This is a genomic window from Clostridium sp. JNZ J1-5 (assembly GCF_053901425.1).
The window spans coordinates 2,684,866-2,704,316 of record NZ_CM132773.1 but is presented as its reverse complement, the minus strand read 5'-3'; the positions used below and the strand labels follow the sequence as shown (position 1 = coordinate 2,704,316).

17 protein-coding genes are annotated in these 19,451 nt (G+C 28.6%); 5 read left to right on the top strand and 12 right to left on the bottom strand.

The features are described 5' to 3' along the window. Positions 1-131: 131 nt before the first annotated feature. Positions 132-1,172 carry a type I glyceraldehyde-3-phosphate dehydrogenase gene (gene gap, locus ACWW38_RS13030; protein WP_456257976.1) on the bottom strand — a complete coding sequence of 347 codons (1,041 nt, stop codon included), beginning with the start codon at positions 1,170-1,172 and terminating at the stop codon, positions 132-134. A gap of 487 nt (positions 1,173-1,659) precedes the next feature. On the opposite strand from gap, the gene ACWW38_RS13025 reads away from it, so the two are divergent. The 3 genes from ACWW38_RS13025 (at position 1,660) to ACWW38_RS13015 (ending at position 5,584) form a co-directional block, all read left to right on the top strand. Next, positions 1,660-3,255, top strand: a complete 1,596-nt coding sequence (locus tag ACWW38_RS13025; protein ID WP_456257975.1) for an ATP-binding protein — start codon at positions 1,660-1,662, stop codon at positions 3,253-3,255. A 680-nt stretch (positions 3,256-3,935) separates the two neighbouring features. Continuing rightward, the gene (locus ACWW38_RS13020; RefSeq protein ID WP_456260464.1) at positions 3,936-4,850 is read left to right on the top strand and encodes a polysaccharide deacetylase family protein; all 915 of its coding nucleotides are present in this window, start codon (positions 3,936-3,938) and stop codon (positions 4,848-4,850) included. Between the two features lie 23 nt (positions 4,851-4,873). Next, positions 4,874-5,584, top strand: coding sequence for a tetratricopeptide repeat protein (locus tag ACWW38_RS13015; protein WP_456257974.1), 711 nt, complete (start codon positions 4,874-4,876; stop codon positions 5,582-5,584). Between the two features lie 117 nt (positions 5,585-5,701). Here ACWW38_RS13015 and ACWW38_RS13010 read toward each other — a convergent pair whose 3' ends face one another. Both ACWW38_RS13010 and ACWW38_RS13005 read right to left on the bottom strand, forming a co-directional pair. After that, positions 5,702-5,839, bottom strand: coding sequence for a Spo0E family sporulation regulatory protein-aspartic acid phosphatase (locus ACWW38_RS13010; RefSeq protein ID WP_456257973.1), 138 nt, complete (start codon positions 5,837-5,839; stop codon positions 5,702-5,704). A 632-nt stretch (positions 5,840-6,471) separates the two neighbouring features. Then, positions 6,472-6,618: a restriction endonuclease subunit S gene (locus ACWW38_RS13005; protein WP_456257972.1), complete on the bottom strand. Its 147-nt coding sequence runs from the start codon at positions 6,616-6,618 to the stop codon at positions 6,472-6,474. 131 nt (positions 6,619-6,749) lie between these two features. Between ACWW38_RS13005 and istA the strand changes: the two genes are divergently transcribed. Then, positions 6,750-8,222, top strand: coding sequence for an IS21 family transposase (gene istA / locus ACWW38_RS13000; protein WP_456260430.1), 1,473 nt, complete (start codon positions 6,750-6,752; stop codon positions 8,220-8,222). Further along, complete coding sequence (gene istB / locus ACWW38_RS12995) at positions 8,215-8,982, top strand: IS21-like element helper ATPase IstB (protein WP_456257365.1); 768 nt, start codon at positions 8,215-8,217, stop codon at positions 8,980-8,982. The genes istA and istB overlap by 8 nt, the downstream gene beginning before the upstream one ends. 47 nt (positions 8,983-9,029) lie before the next feature. Here the strand turns inward: istB and ACWW38_RS12990 are convergent, their stop codons facing one another. The 9 genes from ACWW38_RS12990 to ACWW38_RS12950 all read right to left on the bottom strand — a co-directional run bounded on the left by ACWW38_RS12990 (position 9,030) and on the right by ACWW38_RS12950 (position 19,338). Then, on the bottom strand, positions 9,030-9,488 hold the full coding sequence (locus tag ACWW38_RS12990) for a hypothetical protein (protein ID WP_456257971.1): 459 nt from the start codon (positions 9,486-9,488) through the stop codon (positions 9,030-9,032). A 48-nt stretch (positions 9,489-9,536) separates the two neighbouring features. Next, positions 9,537-10,526: a site-specific tyrosine recombinase/integron integrase gene (xerA, locus tag ACWW38_RS12985; RefSeq protein WP_456257970.1), complete on the bottom strand. Its 990-nt coding sequence runs from the start codon at positions 10,524-10,526 to the stop codon at positions 9,537-9,539. Between the two features lie 89 nt (positions 10,527-10,615). Continuing rightward, positions 10,616-11,128: a hypothetical protein gene (locus ACWW38_RS12980; protein ID WP_456257969.1), complete on the bottom strand. Its 513-nt coding sequence runs from the start codon at positions 11,126-11,128 to the stop codon at positions 10,616-10,618. Beyond that, positions 11,128-12,156, bottom strand: a complete 1,029-nt coding sequence (locus ACWW38_RS12975) for an AAA family ATPase (protein ID WP_456257968.1) — start codon at positions 12,154-12,156, stop codon at positions 11,128-11,130. Before ACWW38_RS12975 ends, ACWW38_RS12980 begins: the two co-directional genes overlap by 1 nt. Before the next feature lie 109 nt (positions 12,157-12,265). Beyond that, positions 12,266-13,450, bottom strand: a complete 1,185-nt coding sequence (locus ACWW38_RS12970) for a restriction endonuclease subunit S (protein ID WP_456257967.1) — start codon at positions 13,448-13,450, stop codon at positions 12,266-12,268. Position 13,451: 1 nt separating this feature from the next. Continuing rightward, positions 13,452-14,906 carry an N-6 DNA methylase gene (locus ACWW38_RS12965; RefSeq protein WP_456257966.1) on the bottom strand — a complete coding sequence of 485 codons (1,455 nt, stop codon included), beginning with the start codon at positions 14,904-14,906 and terminating at the stop codon, positions 13,452-13,454. 294 nt (positions 14,907-15,200) lie between these two features. After that, positions 15,201-15,524 carry a type II toxin-antitoxin system RelE/ParE family toxin gene (locus ACWW38_RS12960; protein WP_456257965.1) on the bottom strand — a complete coding sequence of 108 codons (324 nt, stop codon included), beginning with the start codon at positions 15,522-15,524 and terminating at the stop codon, positions 15,201-15,203. A gap of 2 nt (positions 15,525-15,526) precedes the next feature. After that, complete coding sequence (locus ACWW38_RS12955) at positions 15,527-15,775, bottom strand: type II toxin-antitoxin system prevent-host-death family antitoxin (protein ID WP_456257964.1); 249 nt, start codon at positions 15,773-15,775, stop codon at positions 15,527-15,529. 200 nt (positions 15,776-15,975) lie between these two features. After that, a complete protein-coding gene (locus tag ACWW38_RS12950; RefSeq protein WP_456257963.1) occupies positions 15,976-19,338 on the bottom strand; it encodes a DEAD/DEAH box helicase family protein in 3,363 nt (1,120 codons plus the stop codon). Positions 19,339-19,451: the final 113 nt, after the last annotated feature.

Sequence of the window (19,451 nt, the reverse complement as noted above, 5' to 3'; positions counted from 1 at the left end):
TTTAAATAAATGTAAAAATTAGCATTTACTTAAAACATAGCCAAAATAAAAAGAAACTCATGCTTATCACATGAGTTTTAAAATTAATTCATTTAAAATAATTTTAAATGAAAAGTTGCCTAATTAATTTATCAGCCTGCTGCTTTTTCATTTTTAACTGCTACCATTTGATCTGCCACATAATTTACAAGATCAACTACTCTCACTGAATATCCCCATTCATTATCATACCAAGCTATAACTTTAACCATATTACCATCTATAACCATTGTTGAAAGTCCATCAACTATAGATGATCTGTAATCACCTTTATAGTCTACAGATACTAGTGGCTCATCTGAATATCCAAGAATTCCAGCCATTTCACCTTCTGCTGCACTCTTAAACTCTGCATTTATCTCTTCAACAGTTACATCCTTTTTTAGTTCACATACTAAATCTGTTACAGAAACAGTAGGTGTTGGAACTCTTAGTGCAAATCCATTAAGCTTTCCTTCTAGTTGTGGCAATACTTTTGCAACAGCTTTAGCTGCTCCAGTAGTTGTTGGTATAATAGATTCTGCTGCTGCTCTTGCACGTCTTAAATCTTTATGAGTTTTATCAAGAATGTTTTGGTCATTTGTATATGAATGAACAGTTGTTATAAGCCCTCTTATTATTCCAAACTTTTCTTCAAGAATTTTTGCAACTGGTGCAAGACAATTTGTTGTACAAGATGCGTTGGATATTATATTGTCATTTATAGGATCGTAAGTTTCTTCATTAACTCCAATAACAATTGTAGTATCTTCACCCTTTGCTGGAGCAGTAAGAACAACTTTCTTTGCCCCTGCTTGTATATGTTCCATTAATTTTTCTCTTGTCTTAAACTTACCTGTAGATTCTACAACTATATCTACTCCAAGCTCTTTCCAAGGCAAATTTTTTGGTTCATTTTCTCTAATTATTTTTATTTCTTTTCCGTTTACAATAAGTGCATTTTCCTTAACTTCTACTGTACCATTAAATCTTCCAAAACATGAATCATACTTAAATAAATGTGCTAATGTCTCATCATTTGCTCTAGCATTAATTGCAACAATTTCTAGATTGTCATTTAGATTTTCTTGAGCAATTCTAAGGAATGTTCTACCTATTCTACCGAATCCGTTAATTGCAATTTTAATAGACATAAAAATCCCTCCATAAAATATTTATATAAACTGATTATTATAATTAATATATCTTGTAGCTGGTACGCTTTTGTCCCGTTCCCTAACTCCATATTAGTTATATCAATATTATATGTTTTTGTCAATAGTATATATTATATATTTTTTTATATTATATAATATATCACTTTTATTTTTTATGTTCCAATTAGTATATACATATTATCTATTCATCTTACACCATAGAAATTGTGTATTATTTTTCACTTTTTTAAATTATATTAAAAACTATTATGTATATGGATACTTTTAGATAAATTATTAACTATAAATATTCTTTATGAACATTTTGTAAACTTTTTAGCATTTAATTGTAAAAATACTATATTCAAATAAAAACTAGTAAATTTATCTTTAACATTTTATTACTTTTCTGTGAGAAGTATATTATATATAGAGATATTGTAGTATAATAATCTTTGATTTAATAATAAGGATGTGATTAATTGTGGTGAATTTATGTAATCTCATAATTAATAATAGATCTAATATCTGCGAAAATGTTTTGATGTATGCAAATAAATACACCTTACTAAAATACTATAAAAAAGTACCCAATAGTGTTTGGTTTAATCCAATAGATACAATCTCAACATCTATTTGTTTGATACTAAAGGAAAACATAGATTATACTGTAAACTCAAATTCTGAAAATTTATACAAACTAATCTGTAAAGTTGGCATAAATAATCTGCTTACACATTATAATAAATCAGTAGATATGGGAACTGTTTTACTAACAATAAAATGCTACAGACAAAGCTATTTAGATATAGTCCTAAATTCAAATGCTTTTTCTGATAAAAAAATAGAATATATAGATTCCTTAGGAGTAATTTTTGACACTATCGAAATCATGTCATGTAATGAATGGAATAAAACATCTAATAGTGAAATCAAATTTAATGCACTATCTGAGATAACATCTGCATTTATTTTTATACATGATTTCAAGAATTTAATTTATATTAATTCCGCTGTTGAAGAATTTACCGGTTACACAAAAGATGAATTATTTAAAATCAATTTGGAGGATTTAATTAATTCCTTATCTCTAAATCAATTGGACAATCTTTCTAGTAATCATGATTCAAATTCATCTATTCGTGAATTTAAAATATTTACCAAAGATAAATGTGAAAAATGGATTGAATTTAGTCAATGTGAAGTTAGTTTTTCTGGAAAACCACTAATGTTAGGCATTGCTTTTGATATAACAAAGCGTAAAGAAACTGAAGCTGAAAATTTAAATTTGCAGCATACTATTGAATGTGATAAACTTAAAAATCAATTTTTTGCTAATCTATCCCATGAATTTAGAACTCCTCTTAATGTAATTATGAGTTCAATTCAGTTAATGGACATGCTTATGCCAAATGATCAAATACATGATTTTAAAAAATACATATCTATTATGAAACAAAACTGCTATAGGTTATCTAGACTTATAAATAATTTATTAGATATAACAGAAATAGAAAGCGGCCATATGGGAGTATGCTTTGAAAAAGCTGATATAATTTCCTACATCGAGGATATAACTTTTTCAACCATTAAATACGCTAAAAATAAAGGAGTTACAACAATATTTGATACTGAAATAGAAGAAAAAATAATAGCTTTTGATAAAGATAAAGTTGCAAGAATACTGTTAAATCTTCTATCTAATTCAATTAAATTTACAAATCCAGGTGGATATATATATGTAAACTTATATTTAGAAAATAATTTTATTGTAGTATCTATAAAAGATACTGGCGTAGGAATTCCAAAAGAAAAGCAAAAAATCATATTTGATCAGTTTACTCGGCTAGATAGGTCTTTTTCACGTAAGCAAGAAGGTAGCGGTATAGGCCTAGCCATCGCTAAATCCCTAGTAGAAATTCATAAGGGAAAAATATACTTAAATGATAAATTTAAAGAAGGAACAGAATTTATAATTAAACTTCCTACAGATCTATCTGTTTATAAAAATTGTGACCATAAACACCAAATTGAAGATTATGTTGATAAAGTCAATACTGAGTTATCCGATATATATTAAGGATAGTGCAACAAAATAGCGGACTTCGTAACTACAAAATAAGATACTAAAAATCGAGGATGTATAATTTAATAGCCAGTGTAAGAATCATATCAATTAACTTACCAAAAAAAGCGCAAAGCGCTTAACCCGATAGGGTGCCGGAGTTTTAGGCGTAGCCTGTTGAAGTTATACTAGTACCTTCTGATTACAATTAATTAAGGTATATAAGGAGAGTCCTCGACTTCAGAGGGGATTTGTAACTTCAAGTGAAGTTTATCCGATGACTACCCGCTCTAATACTCCCATTGCACTCTGTGAAAGCGATTCGCACCAAATCGAAGATTTGAGCTCTCTGCTTCTCTTCAAAGTAGGAGTAAAGAGCGGCTACGCCAGGCAAAATTATCATTTTCATTTTTGAAATCCTCATAATATTTACTATGGTACTTTTTATTTGCAACTAATTAAGGCATGTAAGATTACTGGCTAGCATATATGTATCAATTGAAGAAACTTTGAAGGAATAACTAGTAGTACTTAAGGTTTCTCAATGATACATATATGCGTTAGCCTAGTAATCTTACATGCCGCTATTTTGCCCAACTTTACTTTTGTTGCAATTTGTTACTAATATTTGTATACTTTATTCATATGTTTAAATTAAATATAGAATTATTTAAAGTTATATATTAGGAGGCTTAATACTAATGAAAAAGACTTTAGCTATAATTTCTACACTAATACTGGCTCTATCATTTAGTGGATGTGGAATAAATAAAACTTCAAAAGAAAGTACTTCAGTTAAACCTTCTTATGAAGAAAATAAAAATAAGGAATCAGCTGGACAAGCAGAAAAAAAGTCTTCTGGACTTAGTTCTACTGAAAATAAAACTACTGCAAATTCAAATAAACCCTATGATGTAAAAGAGCTAAAACACAATAATGAGGGCGTACCTGTAATTATGTATCATTCAGTTAAATATGAAAAAGATAATCCTGTTAGAATTTCTAAGGAAAATTTCGAATCTCAAATGAAATATCTAAAAGATAATAGATATACTACCTTAACTTTAGATGAATTATATGACTTCCTTGAAAAAAACGTTCCCATACCAAAAAAATCCGTAGTACTTACTTTTGACGACGGTTATAAGGATAATTATGAAAATGCGTATCCTATTTTAAAAAAGTATGGATTTAAAGCTACAATTTTTGTTATAACTAATTGTATAGGTACTGGGGAGTATTTAACTTCTGATGAGCTAAAAGAACTTCAACAAAATGGAATTGACATTGAAAGTCACACTATAAATCATGAAGCATTAAATGAAATTTCATATGATAAGCAACTTGAAACACTTAAAGGATCAAAAGAAAGTCTAGAAAAATTATTAAATAAAAAAGTTAAATACATAGCTTATCCTTATGGAAAATATAATGAAAATACTATAAAAGCTGCAAAAGCTGCTGGATATAAGTTAGCTGTTACAACCAATGGTAAGTGGTCTGATAAATCTGATGGGATATATACATTAGATAGAGTTTTTATAAGCGGATTCCATGATATGAATACTTTCAAAAAAAGAGTAGGTAACCCTCAATATAGTCTTGACTAAATATATTTTTATGAGGTGCAAAAATGGTTAAGTTGTCTATAAATAGAAAGGTATCTTTTGCTTTATTAATAGTATGTTTATTATCTCTCACAGCTTGCAAAAAATCACCAAATGCTTCTAATGATAGAACCAATGATAAAAGCAATACTATTACTAGTGATACTAATAATAAAATTGGTTCTAAAGCTAATTCAGAAAATACACTTTCAGTTACTGAAAAAGAAAAAAAATTTAAAGAACTACAAAACGCTCTTGAAACTAAATATAGTGATGCTCACGCTGCATTTTTTAATCATAAGTATGAAGAGGCTATAAAGATATCTAATGAGATTATAATGCAAGATAACAGCTTCTATAAAGCATATAATATTAAAGGTATAACTCTATGTTTTTCTAATAATTTTCAAGAAGGAATGGAAAATATAGATAAATCTCTAAACATTAATCCAAATTTCGGATATGCAAGATTTAATAAAGCTTTAGCTTATGAACTATACGGAAATTACGATGACGCTCTTAAATGGTATGATAAAGCTTTAGAGGTTGAAAATTATATTTGGAGTTACTACGGAAAGGCAAGCATTTATGGAAGACTAGGTGATGTAGAAAATACTACTAAATATCTAAAAATTGCTATTGATATGGATGCTAATGTAAAAAATGAAGCAAAGAAAGAAAAAGACTTTGATAAAGTAAGAAATAGTCCAGAATTTAAAAGATTAGTTGAACAATAATTTCAATTGTTACTATATATAAAATATTAACAGCCCCAACTCTGGGCTGTTTTTTGTTAAAACAAAAATCCCTAGACTCTCCTAGGGTATAACTAACCTATAAATAAAGTTATTTTACTAATTTTTATTCATTTCTTTATAATATCCGTATATTAGTTTGTCCAATTCTTGACTTACCATAACCACTTCTTTACTACATAAAGAAATATTATCATCTTCTAACATACCATTTAATTTTTCTCTTAACGCTTCCACAAATTCATCTCCTAAAACCTTTTATAATTTCTATAATGAACCAACGTTTTATATTATAAACTAATATTAGATGATTGTAAATAATTGTTACATTTTTATCAAAATAAAAGGCTATACTTTAAGAGATTGCTGATTTCATATAATATCTAAAATAATTCTAAATTTAGTATAACAACTGTATCTAAGCTTTCATTAACTCGCATAGCTCAGACAAATGAAAGTTCTTAACGCTACAATTGCTATAATTATAATTTCTCATTATAATGAACTCATCAATCTTTAAAATAGCCTTAAACTACTAATGGAAAGTTTTAAATGAATGTAAAAATCAACATTCATTTAAAACAGAGCCAAATAAATAATAAATCTATGATTAATAGCAGGTTATACTGGCTATTAATCATGGATTATTATTAGATTAAGATTTCATAAAAAGATTCTACAAAATTGTCTATTACTTGTAATTGACCTGATTGTATCTCACAACTCTTCCCAAGGCTTCATCTCCTTAACCCTTATAGCAACATCATATAATTCTCCCCATTCTTCTAAAGATGCTTCGTTTCTCATAATGAATATCTCCAATCAAAATTAAGTACCATCATTTAATTAAACATTAGTGTATTTACACCTTATACTATATTAAAATCTTTAATTATATTATAGCTAAATTTCAATTTGTCAACTTGGTTAACGAAAGCTGCAAATTGGTTTTGAAGTTCTATTGGTGGTACTGGAATCTTCAAACTCATTAACCTTTGTTTAGATATATTCGACATGGTGTTAATGGTAATATAAAAATACCCACTTATGGGATTAAAAAATCCCCACCTATCTTTAAAAATATTGTCCTATGTAGTTAAATTATTTTAACAAGTACATAGGAGGAAAGGATATGTTGGGGATAGCAATGCATACAACAATTGAAACACTTTATAAAAAAGGATTGAATAAGTCTCAAATATCAAGGATGTTAAAAATTGATAGGAAGACTGTAAGAAAGGTTTTGACAGCAATAGAAACCGAAGGTGAGGTTATTAAAAAGACTAGGCCATCAATTTTAGATCCACATAAGGAATATATTCAAATTCAAGCAAATAAAGGCCTGACGGCCAAAAGAATACATCAAGACTTAATAAGAGATTTTAACTTTGATGGAGGTTATGACACTGTTAAAAAATATGTTAAAACAATAAAGGATATCCCTTCTAAGGTATACATGGTTCTTCATTCGCAGCCTGGTGAAGAAGCTCAGGTAGACTTTGGTTATATAGGGACTTTAAAAATAAATAACACATATAAAAAAGCTTGGATCTTTGTAATGACATTAAGCTATTCAAGGTATATGTACGTTCAAATAGTATTTGACCAAAGCGTTAAGACCTTTATTGAGTGCCATAAGGCTGCTTTTAAGTATTTTGGAGGCATCCCACAAAATATAAAAATTGATAACTTGAAGGCTGGTATTTTAGAAACCGACTTCTATGAGCCTGTAATTCAAAAAGAATATGCTGCATTTGCATCTTATTATGGATTTTGGGCGGAGCCCTGCAGAGTTTATACTCCTACGGATAAAGGAAAAGTTGAATCATCTGTTAAATATGTAAAAAATAATTGCTTTAAAGGAAGAGAATTTAAGGATGCTGACGAAGCAAAGACTTTCCTAAAAGAGTGGCTTGATAATATTGCAAATAAAAGAATACATGGAACTACTAAAAAAACACCAATAGAAGTATTCACATCTACAGAAAAGAATAGATTATCATCCCTACCAATTGAGGACTTCGTCCTATCTCACAGCAGTGAGTGTCTTGTAAATACAAACTGCCATATCTCCTATAAAGGTAATTACTATTCTGTACCTTATGGGTTTATCGGACAAACTGTTAAAGTAATAGAAATGAATGGACTTTTAAGGATATTTTTATCCGAAAAAGAAATCGCCCTCCATAGTTTGCAGACCAATGAAAAGGGCAACTTTATAACAGATATAAACCACTATCCTAGAAGTAAGAATATCTCTATTAAGGACATTTTGTCAAGACAAAAATTAGAAATGAGTGAAATAGGAATTCATGCACTGGAATTTTATGAGAAATACTTAAATACCAATCTTAAAAATAGAAAATATGACTATAGAGCAATTTCTGGAGTACTCTCTTTAAGAAAAAAATATGATAGTGGAACTATAAATGAAGCCTGTAAAAGAGCTATAACATTTAATGCTATAAGTTATAAAATGATAAAAAACATCTGTGATAAAGGTGTAGTTTGTGATGAGATACCAGCCCAAAGCTATGTTAACTCTGAAGCTACAGAAATCGCAAGAAGTTTGCATGAATATAATAAATTACTATCAGGGGGAGTAGGAAAGAATGAATGATTTACTTTTATCTAAACTAAAAGATTTGAAACTCTCAGGGGTGATTAAAACCATCGATATGAGGAATGAAGAAGCCATAAAAGATAATTTATCTTTCATGGAGTTTATTGAGTTATTGATAAATGACGAGGTATTAAACAGAAAAAATAATGGTAATACTAAGAGAATTTCTAAGGCAAAGTTCCCACAACATAAATCTTTGGAAGAATATAATTTTAATTATCAACCTACGGTTAATAAAAGATTTATTTATAATTTAGGGACTTGTGAATTTATAAGAAAAAAAGAGAATATAGCATTTATTGGCCCACCCGGAACTGGCAAAACTCATTTAGCGATAGCTTTAGGTTTTAAGGCTATCGCCCAAGGATATAATGTTCTATTTACTACAGTTAACCAAATGCTCGAAGAGCTGTATATGTCTAGAGCAGATAACTCTTTTAACTCAAAAATAAAGAAGTACATATCACCAGATTTACTAATATTAGATGAGCTAGGTTTAAAAAAGCTCACACAAAGCAATGTAGATGATTTTTATGAAATTATCGCTCGAAGATATGAAAATGGCTCTATTATCATTACTACAAATAAGGTTTTTGATGAATGGGGAAGGATTTTTTATGATCCAGTTTTAGCTACTGCTATCTTAGATAGATTCATACATCATTGCCACTTTGTAGTTATAAAAGGTGAGAGTTATAGGATGAAACAAAGAGAAAGTATATTAAAAGAAATCTCCTGTGACGAAAGTCACAAATAATTTTTTATCTAAAGTGGGGAATTTTTAGTCCCATTTTTGAGGAATTTTTATTGACAATAACACATGGATTTCGCGGAGCCGTTCGATAACGCTTTTATATTCTCTCTAAAGAAGTCATGGTTAATTAATTGCCACAGATATATTTTGTTACATAAATCATTTGTATTAAGTCTAAAAATTAAATCAGGCATCATTAAATTAGGATCTGTATCATAAACATATGCACTCATTCCAACTAGCTCTGGAGTATTCTTTCTAGTAAATAATAGATCGTCTTTTCTTACCTCAGCACTCTCAACAAACAATCCTTCATCTGTTAAAGCTTTGTTTTCAGTAGAGTTATATAAGCCATAAGTTACTGCACTTAATTTTAATATAGCTGGATAATCTCCTGTTCTACTAAAATTCTCACATATAAAGCTCTTCCCATTATCAATGTTAATTAATGCCGTTGAAAGTTCTTTAACTATCCATCCCTTAGAATTTATAGCTGGATTCCCAAACATATCGATAAATCTCGATTTGACGTTAGAAGTTAAAATTTATACAAAGCACTATCCGATATACTTTCTATGTGAAATCTTAACATTATTTTGGTTTACCATTGCATACTGAAGTGTTGTATCTATCTTTTGATGACCTAAAAGCTGTTGTACCTGCTCTATGGGCATTCCTTTGTCAATAGCTCTTGTTGCAAGTGTTCTTCTAAATTTATGTGGATGTACTTTGTTAATATTAAGCTTCTTTCCCAAAGATCTCATTCTAATTTCAACCCCACTAATATTTAACCTATTATATGGTTCTATTAGTGATACAAATAATGCTTTATTATCATCAACCCTGCTATTAAGATAATTTTGTAAATGTATTTTAGTTCTTGCATCAAAATAAACTATTCTTTGCTTATCACCTTTTCCTTGAACAATACATTCTCTGTCATTGAAATTTATGTCATCAATATTTAATTTTACTAACTCTCCAACACGTATTCCAGCAGAGTTTAACAAATCTATAATTGCAAGATCACGTATTTCTTTACAATTATCACGCATTATTTCTAAATTCTCATCTGTATATATTTCTTTCACAATTTTTCCAGTTCTTATTTTATGAATCCGTCTTACTGGACTCTTTATAATATAATTTTCATCCTCAAGCCATGAAAAGAATGTTGATAAAATTCTTCTAATATTATCAATATTGACCTTACTGCAACTACTTCTTTTGTAATATTCTGCTAAGTATCCTCTTAAATCTTCTGTTGTGATATGCTTGACTGATTTATTTAATGCTTTTAATGCATTCCCTATAGTTGATTTATAGTACTTAATAGATTTTTCTGAGCAACCTTCAACTCGCTTTGCACAAATAAATGTATTACAATAATCTACTTCTTCCTTCTCTAAATTTTTATTATTGGATTCATCTAAAAAAGCTAACCCTTGTAGGTTTTTCAATAAAACCTTATGAAGTTCTTCCATTTGCATATTATTAAGCAAATTTATCATTTCCTGTTCAATTTCAATAACAAGCTTTTCTACCATAATTTTCAGCTCCTAATCTTTAATATATTATGGTATATTGCCATCAACTGTATTATTATACTCTCTATAGAACAATTTAATTAAAAGTGTTATTTTTCAACGCTTTTAACTAAATTATATTTATTAGCAACCTTGTCATTCATTACAACAACTTCACTTTTCCAAATTGTATTCTGATATGATAATTTCTTTTTTAATGCATCTGATATAGGTAATAACCATTCTATCTCATGACCTTTAATTACAAGAATAAATTTTAGCTTTGTTTGACTATTATCTAATTCAAAAAAATTATTATTCATTTCCCCATAATCTTCATTTCTTTTTAAAATCGCTGAATAAAATAAGTTGAAGGAATGTATAAATTTATCTGAAATTTCCTCTATAAACTCATTAAACCGTATAATATTCTGTTTTGTTGGTCTTGGTGAACTTGATTTTGCTTCAATAAAATTTAACTCATTTTCTTTTCTTAAAATGATAAACTCTACAACTTTTATTCCATTTCCTATTTTATTATGCAGTTTAGATTTTTCAATTTTAAATATTTTATCTTCCTCAAAATCACCAAAAATCATATTAGATTCATTTATTTGTACCATTATTCCATCGCCCTTTCAACTTCATCTTTGTACAATTGAATAAAGGTATCCATAATTGTATTGTTTTTTAGATCTCCAAAGTTAACATTATTTTCACATTTTACACCATCATTAGTTTTATATAATGAATAATACACAATTTCATCATTTTCTGAACGTTTAACTTCAAAATATTTTGCAAAAATATAATCATGTGTAGTAAGAAAAATTTGAACACCATTTTTTTGTAATTCAATTAATATTTCTACTAACTCTGGAATAAACTTAGGATTAATGTTGGCTTCTGGCTCATCCCATAGGAGAACACTATTATCTGTTATATTTTCATTCATTAAAAGCTGCCATAACAAACCTATTTTTTTTAGTCCTTCTGCTTCAACTGCAAAACTAACCATGTCACCATTATTTTTTTTCACATAAAATTCTTCATTTTCAATGACTACCTTACCATCCATCATCTTTTCAAGAATTGGCAGTATTTTTAATGCAATCTTAGGAGGTTCTTTTAATTGCCACTGTCCGGCTATTTTTATAATATCAATTAATGTTTTATCAAATGGAAATTCATTAAACTTATCAGCCATTGATACAAGACCTTTTGAATGTGTAAGCATGTCTTTTGCTGGAATGAATGTGCAATTTATTTCTTTTGATGGATAGGATATTTCATATGAACATTCATCATCACTTCCAAATGTTGAATTTATTCCATTAATATTAAAATTTAATTTGCCCATTAAATATTTTTTATCTGACTTATTATGAATTCTTGAAGCCTTTACTTCTAAAAATAACGGTTTAAGCTGTTTAACAAAAAAATAATTATTGGTATTAACATACTTGAAATACTTTGAAATATCATCTATATTTTTGCTTTTAGAAATTTGAATGTCTGCATAAATTGCTTTAAGTAATTGCGTTTTTCCTGTTCCATTTTCCCCCACTATTATATTTATGCCTTTTGAAAAATTAATTTTAAAACTTTTAAAAACAGTAAAATTTTTCAATTCAATACTTTCAATACTCACAATTATATCCCTCCTTATGGCCTATAAGTGTATTATCCTTATATTATACCCTATAATTTTCCACTTTAAAACGAAGATAGTAGTGATTACTCCAAGACAACATCCATTACTAATTAAATAATTCACCTTTAAATGCTCTCTGCATTAATGAGTTAAAGTTATTTTCCATTTCTTCTAAGCTATTTTGCATTTCAAATTTCAATTTGTCGATTTGCTTAACGAAGTCTGCAAATTCATTTTGGAGTTCTATTGGTGGTGTTGGCATTTTAAAGCCTCTGAGCTGCTCCTTATTTACCTTTGGTATATTTGTTCTTCCGCTAAAAGCAAGAATATAACTTAAAAAAAATTCACTTCTTAACACATATCCTAAGTAACTCCTTGTAGTAATCTTTTCATTACATAATATTGGATATGAATCTGCTGAACAAACCCCAGTAAAGCTTGGTAATGCAACTTTGTTTAAATTTGGTCTTATTTTACTATATATAATGTGTCTATTATCAAAAACATATTTTCCACTTTTCAAATCGCTATCTTTAACAAGTTTATACTCTAAAATTCTTCCTGTGTTTTTTTCTATACATTCAATTCCAATATGAGGATAATCCTTATACTCCTCAAAGTCTTTAGTCATATTGGCATCTATTTTAGCAAACTCATCAAACTCCAATACATCCCAATTTTTTGAGTTACTTTTTAAGTCACCAAACATCTCGATAAATCTCGATTTGACTAATTCATCCAACAACCTATTAGCTTCTTTTCTCTTTTCTAAAGCCTTTTCAGCCTTTTCTAAAACTTCAACTATTTTCTTTTGAATTTCTAATGGTGGTATAGGAATATGAATGCTTAATAATTGTTTTGGACTTATGTTTGGCTGTGCACATCCACTTGCCATTACTTTAATTTTATTTTGAACAGAATCGCACCCTAAATAGTAATATAAGTAATTATTATCAAGAATCCTCTCATCAATTACTTTAAATTTGCCAACTCGTTGATTTAATAAAGCATCAGTATTACTTTTGTATATTCCTAGTTTTCCTATAGTTGCTCCAGACATAGCAATCAATATATCTTGATTTTTTATGAGATATTTCTCAAAGTTTCTATTTTTAATATCATATCCAATGTTATAATCTATTTCAATATTACCATTCATAATATTACCTATTCTAATAATAGGAGTTTTATTTTGCACAAATTCATCACTTTTAAATGCATACCCACCATCAATACTTACGACTTCACTTAACTTTCTTAAGGATACTTCATTAGAAATATTGACTTCCATACTACTTCACCATTCCTTTTAACTCAGCTATATCATCTAAAATTGATTTTTCCAATTCTTCAATCTTATCCAATATAACCTCTGGTTTTTCATACACAACTTCTTCATATTCTATTTCCTTATATTTATTAATAGAAAGGTCATATCCATTTCCCTTTATTTCTTCTACTGGTACAAAAAAACTTTGCTCTGTTCTTTTTCTTTTCACTTCATCTTCAAGATTATTAAATCTCTCAATTATATCTGGAATATCATTTTCTTCTATTGGATTTCTCTTATCATCTAAGCTATACCCATCTGCTTTCATATCATAGAACCAAACTTTATCAGTACCACCAGTACCGGTTTTAGTGAATATCATAATAGCTGTGGATACTCCTGCATAAGGTTTAAATACCCCGCTTGGCATTGATATTATTGCTTCAAGTTTATGATTATCAACTATTTCTTTTCTTATATCCTTATGTCCCTTTGTTGAACCAAATAGTACTCCGTCGGGAACAATTGAAGCACATCTTCCACCTATTTTTAATATTCTTAAAAATAATGCTAAGAATAATAGCTCTGTTTTCTTTGTTTTGCTAACTTTTAAAATGTCAGCGGATACTGCTTCATAATCTAAGCTGCCTTTAAAAGGAGGGTTGGCCAATACCAATGTATACTTTTCACTATCCTTATTAGTTTCTGAAAGTGAATCTCTATATTCAATGTTTGGATTGTCAACTCCATGAAGCATCATGTTCATGGCACCAATTCTAAGCATAGTTCTATCCATATCAAAGCCATTAAACATCTTATTGTTAAAATGTTCTTTTAAGCCTTGAACTAAGAATAAATCACTATGCTTTTCTCTTAAATATCCTTCAGCTCCTACTAAGAACCCTGCTGTTCCCATAGCTGGATCAACTATTATATCTTCTGGTGTTGGTTTCATTAATTCCGCCATCATTTTTATTATGTGTCTTGGAGTTCTAAATTGACCATTTGTACCTGCTGTTGCCACCTTAGACAGCAAATATTCATAAAGATCTCCTTTAACTTCATTATCATCTATTTCAAGCTTATCTATTGCATCAACTATTTTAGATAACATAAGTGGAGTTGGTATTTTAAACATAGCATCTGACATATATTTTGAGTATGCAGATTGTTTATCATCATGAATATTCTTTATGAAAGGAAAAACTTCTTCTGATATTATTCTATACATTTCCCCTGCTTCTTCATTTCTAAATTTACTCCATCTTAAATACTGCTTATCCTTTGGAAACATTCCTTCAAAAGGTATTCCAAGTAATTCTGCATTGCTTTCTCTCAATTTTTCATTATCATCTAAGTCTTTTATAAATAAAAAGTATGTAAATTGTTCTATGACTTCTAGCGGATTAGTTATACCGCCAGTCCAAAAGGTTTCCCATATTCTATCTATTTTGCTTTTTAACTCGCCTGTAATCATTATGTTTCCTCCAAAACTATTTATAATTCTGTAATATAATTAAGTTCTTTTACATATATAAGTAAATAAAAATAATTACATAAACTCACACCAATGCAATTATATTATAACCTTATTTTTTTATGTTTGCCATAAATCTTGGCAAGCCTCTGTTCCTAACCATGCATTAAGAAACATATACCATCTATTCCTTTGTTTATTTTCATGCATCAATGTATCCAGTTGTTTTTTAACGCACTACATTGAAATACATCCATATAATAAAAAAACACCTGACAAATGCCAAGTGTTAAGCTAGCTTTTAAATTTATTATCATTCTTTAGTAATGACATATAGTCTCTTTTTCCATGCAAAACACGTTGAATTGAAACTATATTATTTTCGTAAATATAAAAAATGAGATACTGCCCACATATAATATATCTGTACTTGCTCTTTAGTCTAATTTTGTACATTAACATCGTTCCCATCTCTGGGAAGTCCGCTAAGCTTTCAATTTTTTCAATAATATCCTTAATGGTTTTTGTAGCAGTTTCTATACTATCTTCTGATATATAATTTTTTATCTCCTGCAAATCAGTATTTGCTACTGGGTTAATTCTGATTTTTACTCCCATTTCTAGACCCCCAAGCTAGCTTTTAAATCATCTAGAGTTTGCCATTCTTCTCCTGTTTTAATAGCTTCTTCTGACTCATTTAGTTTTGCAAGAAGTTTTAAAATTGTTTGCTGTCTTTCATACTCTTCCATATCAATAAGAACATATTTACCTCTTCCGTTTTTTGTAAGAAAAACAGGTTCTCCATTTTGACAATCCTTTAAAACTTCGTTGTAATTACGTAAATCTGAAATTGGCTTTATGTTTGGCATACGTTTCACCTCTCAATAATATTGTTGATATTATTGTATGCTAATTTTACTTAAAATACAACACTAAATTTATCAACATTTTTAATTTGACTATAATAACTTAATATCAGTTCTTTTAATTAATATCTCCATTTCTCTCATTAATAAATGATAGTTTCATCTTCAAATATAACTTCTTATTTAGTATAAGAATTCTTATACTAAATAATTATTTCAGCGTTAGTTTTAATTTCGGCAACTTTACCCATTATCCTTTTAGCATCATTTATATTGTCTTTAAATAATGTAGAAAGATTTCCAACGGTTCTAAATGGGTCTTCCATAAGAACTCTATTATCTTCAATTAATCCATTTTTTACTACATAATCAATTATCAGCTTTACAAAATGTATCTGCTTAGTATTTAGGTTTTCATCATTTAAGAACTCCGAGAATAATTCATTAGCGGCATTTCTGTCTAATCCTACCATCTTTCTTACAAGCTTGTTAACTGACATATCTCCAAACTCCTTTTCATAATCTGCCTTTGTGCCAAGCTCCTTCCACATAATAGATTCAAGAGTTTCTAAATCTTGCTTCGTCAGTTTCTTATTATTTTTAAGTTTATATATAGCAAGCTGATTTTCATGTTCTTTAAAATAATATTCAACCTTCTTTTTATAATTTTTTAAATTATTTGTGTTATACATAGCTCCATGATATTCTTCATTTATTATCATATCTTCAAAATGAGTATAATAAGTCCTTTGATCAGTTTTCTCTAAATACTTTATAAGCTCTCTTAATGCCTGTCTAACTTCATCCAATTCAAATAAATCAACTTCTTCCCAAAATTCAGTTGTTCTAACTTTATCTATAATATATTTTTGTTCCTGAACCTGTGGTATAGTTCCAAGCTTTGATAGGCTTTCTGCTGTTTCTATAACACTTTTTATCGACCTTGTTGCATTATTACCTTGCAATTTAGCAAGTTCAATAGTGTACATAAGTATATCAAACCTTTTTGCAAGCTCGTCATCATTCAGTGTTGTTATAAGTGGAGATATATATTCTTTAATATCTTTTGTGCTAACCGCTCCAAGGCTCTGCCATTGTTCTTTGTTTTTATTTTTTTGAACATATTTTAAGTTCATTTTCACTAAAAAATTATCTTCATTTAAATTGTTTACGTCTTCAAGTACATCTTGAAGCAATTCTTCCCTATGTCTTACATACTCTTCTTCTGAATACTTCAAATCTTGAAGTTCTTTTATTAAATCCACTTTAAGATTAAAAATTCTCTCACTTAAGGTCTGTCCTAAATTACCCTCAAAACCCTTTGGATTCATTCTAAAAAATTCAAAATTATTACAGAAATCAAATATTAAAAACTTATCCTTATTCTCTCCGATTCCTAATAAGTCTTCACAAAGTCTTGTACCTCTTCCTATCATCTGCCAAAACTTAGTTTTAGATCTTACCCTTTTGAAGAAAACAAGATTTAAAATTTCAGGAATATCAATACCTGTATCAAGCATATCAACACTTATTGCTATCTGAGGCAACTTATTTTTATCAGAGAAATCATCAATTAAATTTTCTGCGTAATTAATTCTGTTATCTATTACTTTTGTATCTATTACTTTTGCATAGTTTGAGCCAAGTTCTGGATATAACTTATCAAATCTTTCTTTAATAGCTTCTGCATGTTTATGGCTTTTAGCAAAAATTATAGTTTTACCAAGCTTTTCATTCCCCTCAATTCTTAATCCCTTTTCCATAAGTTTATTTAAAACTAAATCTATAGTATCTGCATTAAATAGCCATTCATTAATAGCAGCACTACCTATTTCTTCCCCTACATTTTCATCATCATTAAACTTTTCTTCATACTCTTCCTTTTCTTCATCAGATAATTCATCATATTTAATTCCATCTTCCATTATCTTAGACTGAACTTCTATAGTTTTATAATCTACAAGAAATTTATCTTCAACTGCTGTTTCAAATTCGTAAGCGTAAGTAGGTACTCCATTTTCCATATCAAAAATAGTATAGGTATTCTTGTCTACTTCATCTTTTGGAGTAGCTGTAAGCCCTATTAAATATGCATCAAAATACTCAAAGATAGCTTTATATTTTTTATAAATGCTTCTATGGGATTCATCAACAATAATTAGATCGAAATGTCCGCAAGTAAACAATCTTTTACCATCTTTAGCTTTAGTATCATCAATAGCATTCATTATTGTTGGATAGGTTGAAAAAATCATTCTTGCTTCTTCTGGATTATCCCTGTTATCCAATAAATTACAAAGTGAAAGATCTGGAAGCAGTTTTGAAAAATTCTTTTTAGCCTGTCTTACAAGAGCCGTTCTATCTGCTAAAAACAATATATTCTTAACCCAATTATTTTTACTTAATACATCAACTAAAGAAATAGCAGTTCTTGTTTTACCTGTTCCTGTTGCCATAACTAATAGAAGTTTTCTCTTTCTTTTTTCTAACTCTTCACAACATGTGATTATAGCTTCCATTTGATAATATCTATTTGTTATTTCATCTTTTATATTAATATTTCTTAAACTCTTTTTTTGAGTTCTTCTGTCAATTATAAGTTGTAATTCATCTTTCTTAAAGAAACCATAAATTCTTCTTTCAGAATAATCGTTGTAATCATCCCAAATATAGGTTTCAAATCCATTAGTAAAGAAAATAACCGGTCTTACATTATATTGCTTTTCTAAACAATCAGCATACAATTTAGCTTGGTGCTGTCCAACTTTCGCATCCTTACTGGTTCTCTTTGCTTCAATCACTGCAAGAGGCTTCCCATTATCACCATACAAAACATAATCAGCATAACCTTTTTCTTTATTATTAGGCATTCCCAAAAGCTCTATTTCTTCTCCAATATCTTTCTTAAAGTCCCATCCAGCAAGTTTTAACTCTACATCTATATAAATCTTTCTTGTTTCAAACTCGCTTATTTCATCTATATAAAAATCGTAGTTTTCAGTATTTTGTTTTCTCTTTTCAGTAATCTCTTTTCTAAGCTCTTCATTTTCCTTTATAATCTCTTCAAGCTTTTTATCCTTTGAGCTTAATTTTTCGTATAAGTCTTTAATCTCCTCTGGTCTTAATCTTTTTTCTTCTCCTTTTAGAAGAGAATTTTCATCAAACTGTTTTTCCTTGTAATCATCACCATAGCAATAATCAATCCAGTTAACAAACTGGTACAAATTATGTAATGAAAGAATTGCCTCTTCTCTACTAACATTTTTATTAGTATGAACTGCTACATTACCTAAACTAATAACAAATTTAAGTAACGGCAACATTCCACTATGGGTAAGTTCTAAGAAACTGTTATTATGAATTAAACTGCTTATATTATCTTGATATGGTAACTTTAAATCTTCATCAAAACTATATACCCATTTAACGGCAAGTTCTAATGCCCGTCTGCTTAAAATAGCAGTAGTTGCTGGACTTACAAATATACTATTTTCTGCTTCAATACAAGCATTTGAAAAACTACTAAATTCTTTTTTAAACTTTAGAAATTCAAAGTTAGTACACAAAGGTTCCATCCCCCTTCTAATGTAATATACTGTTTTCTATGAACATATTATCATATTAAAACATTTTTTTACATAGAAAAGTCTGGATTTTTCCAACTTTAGAGCTATTAATA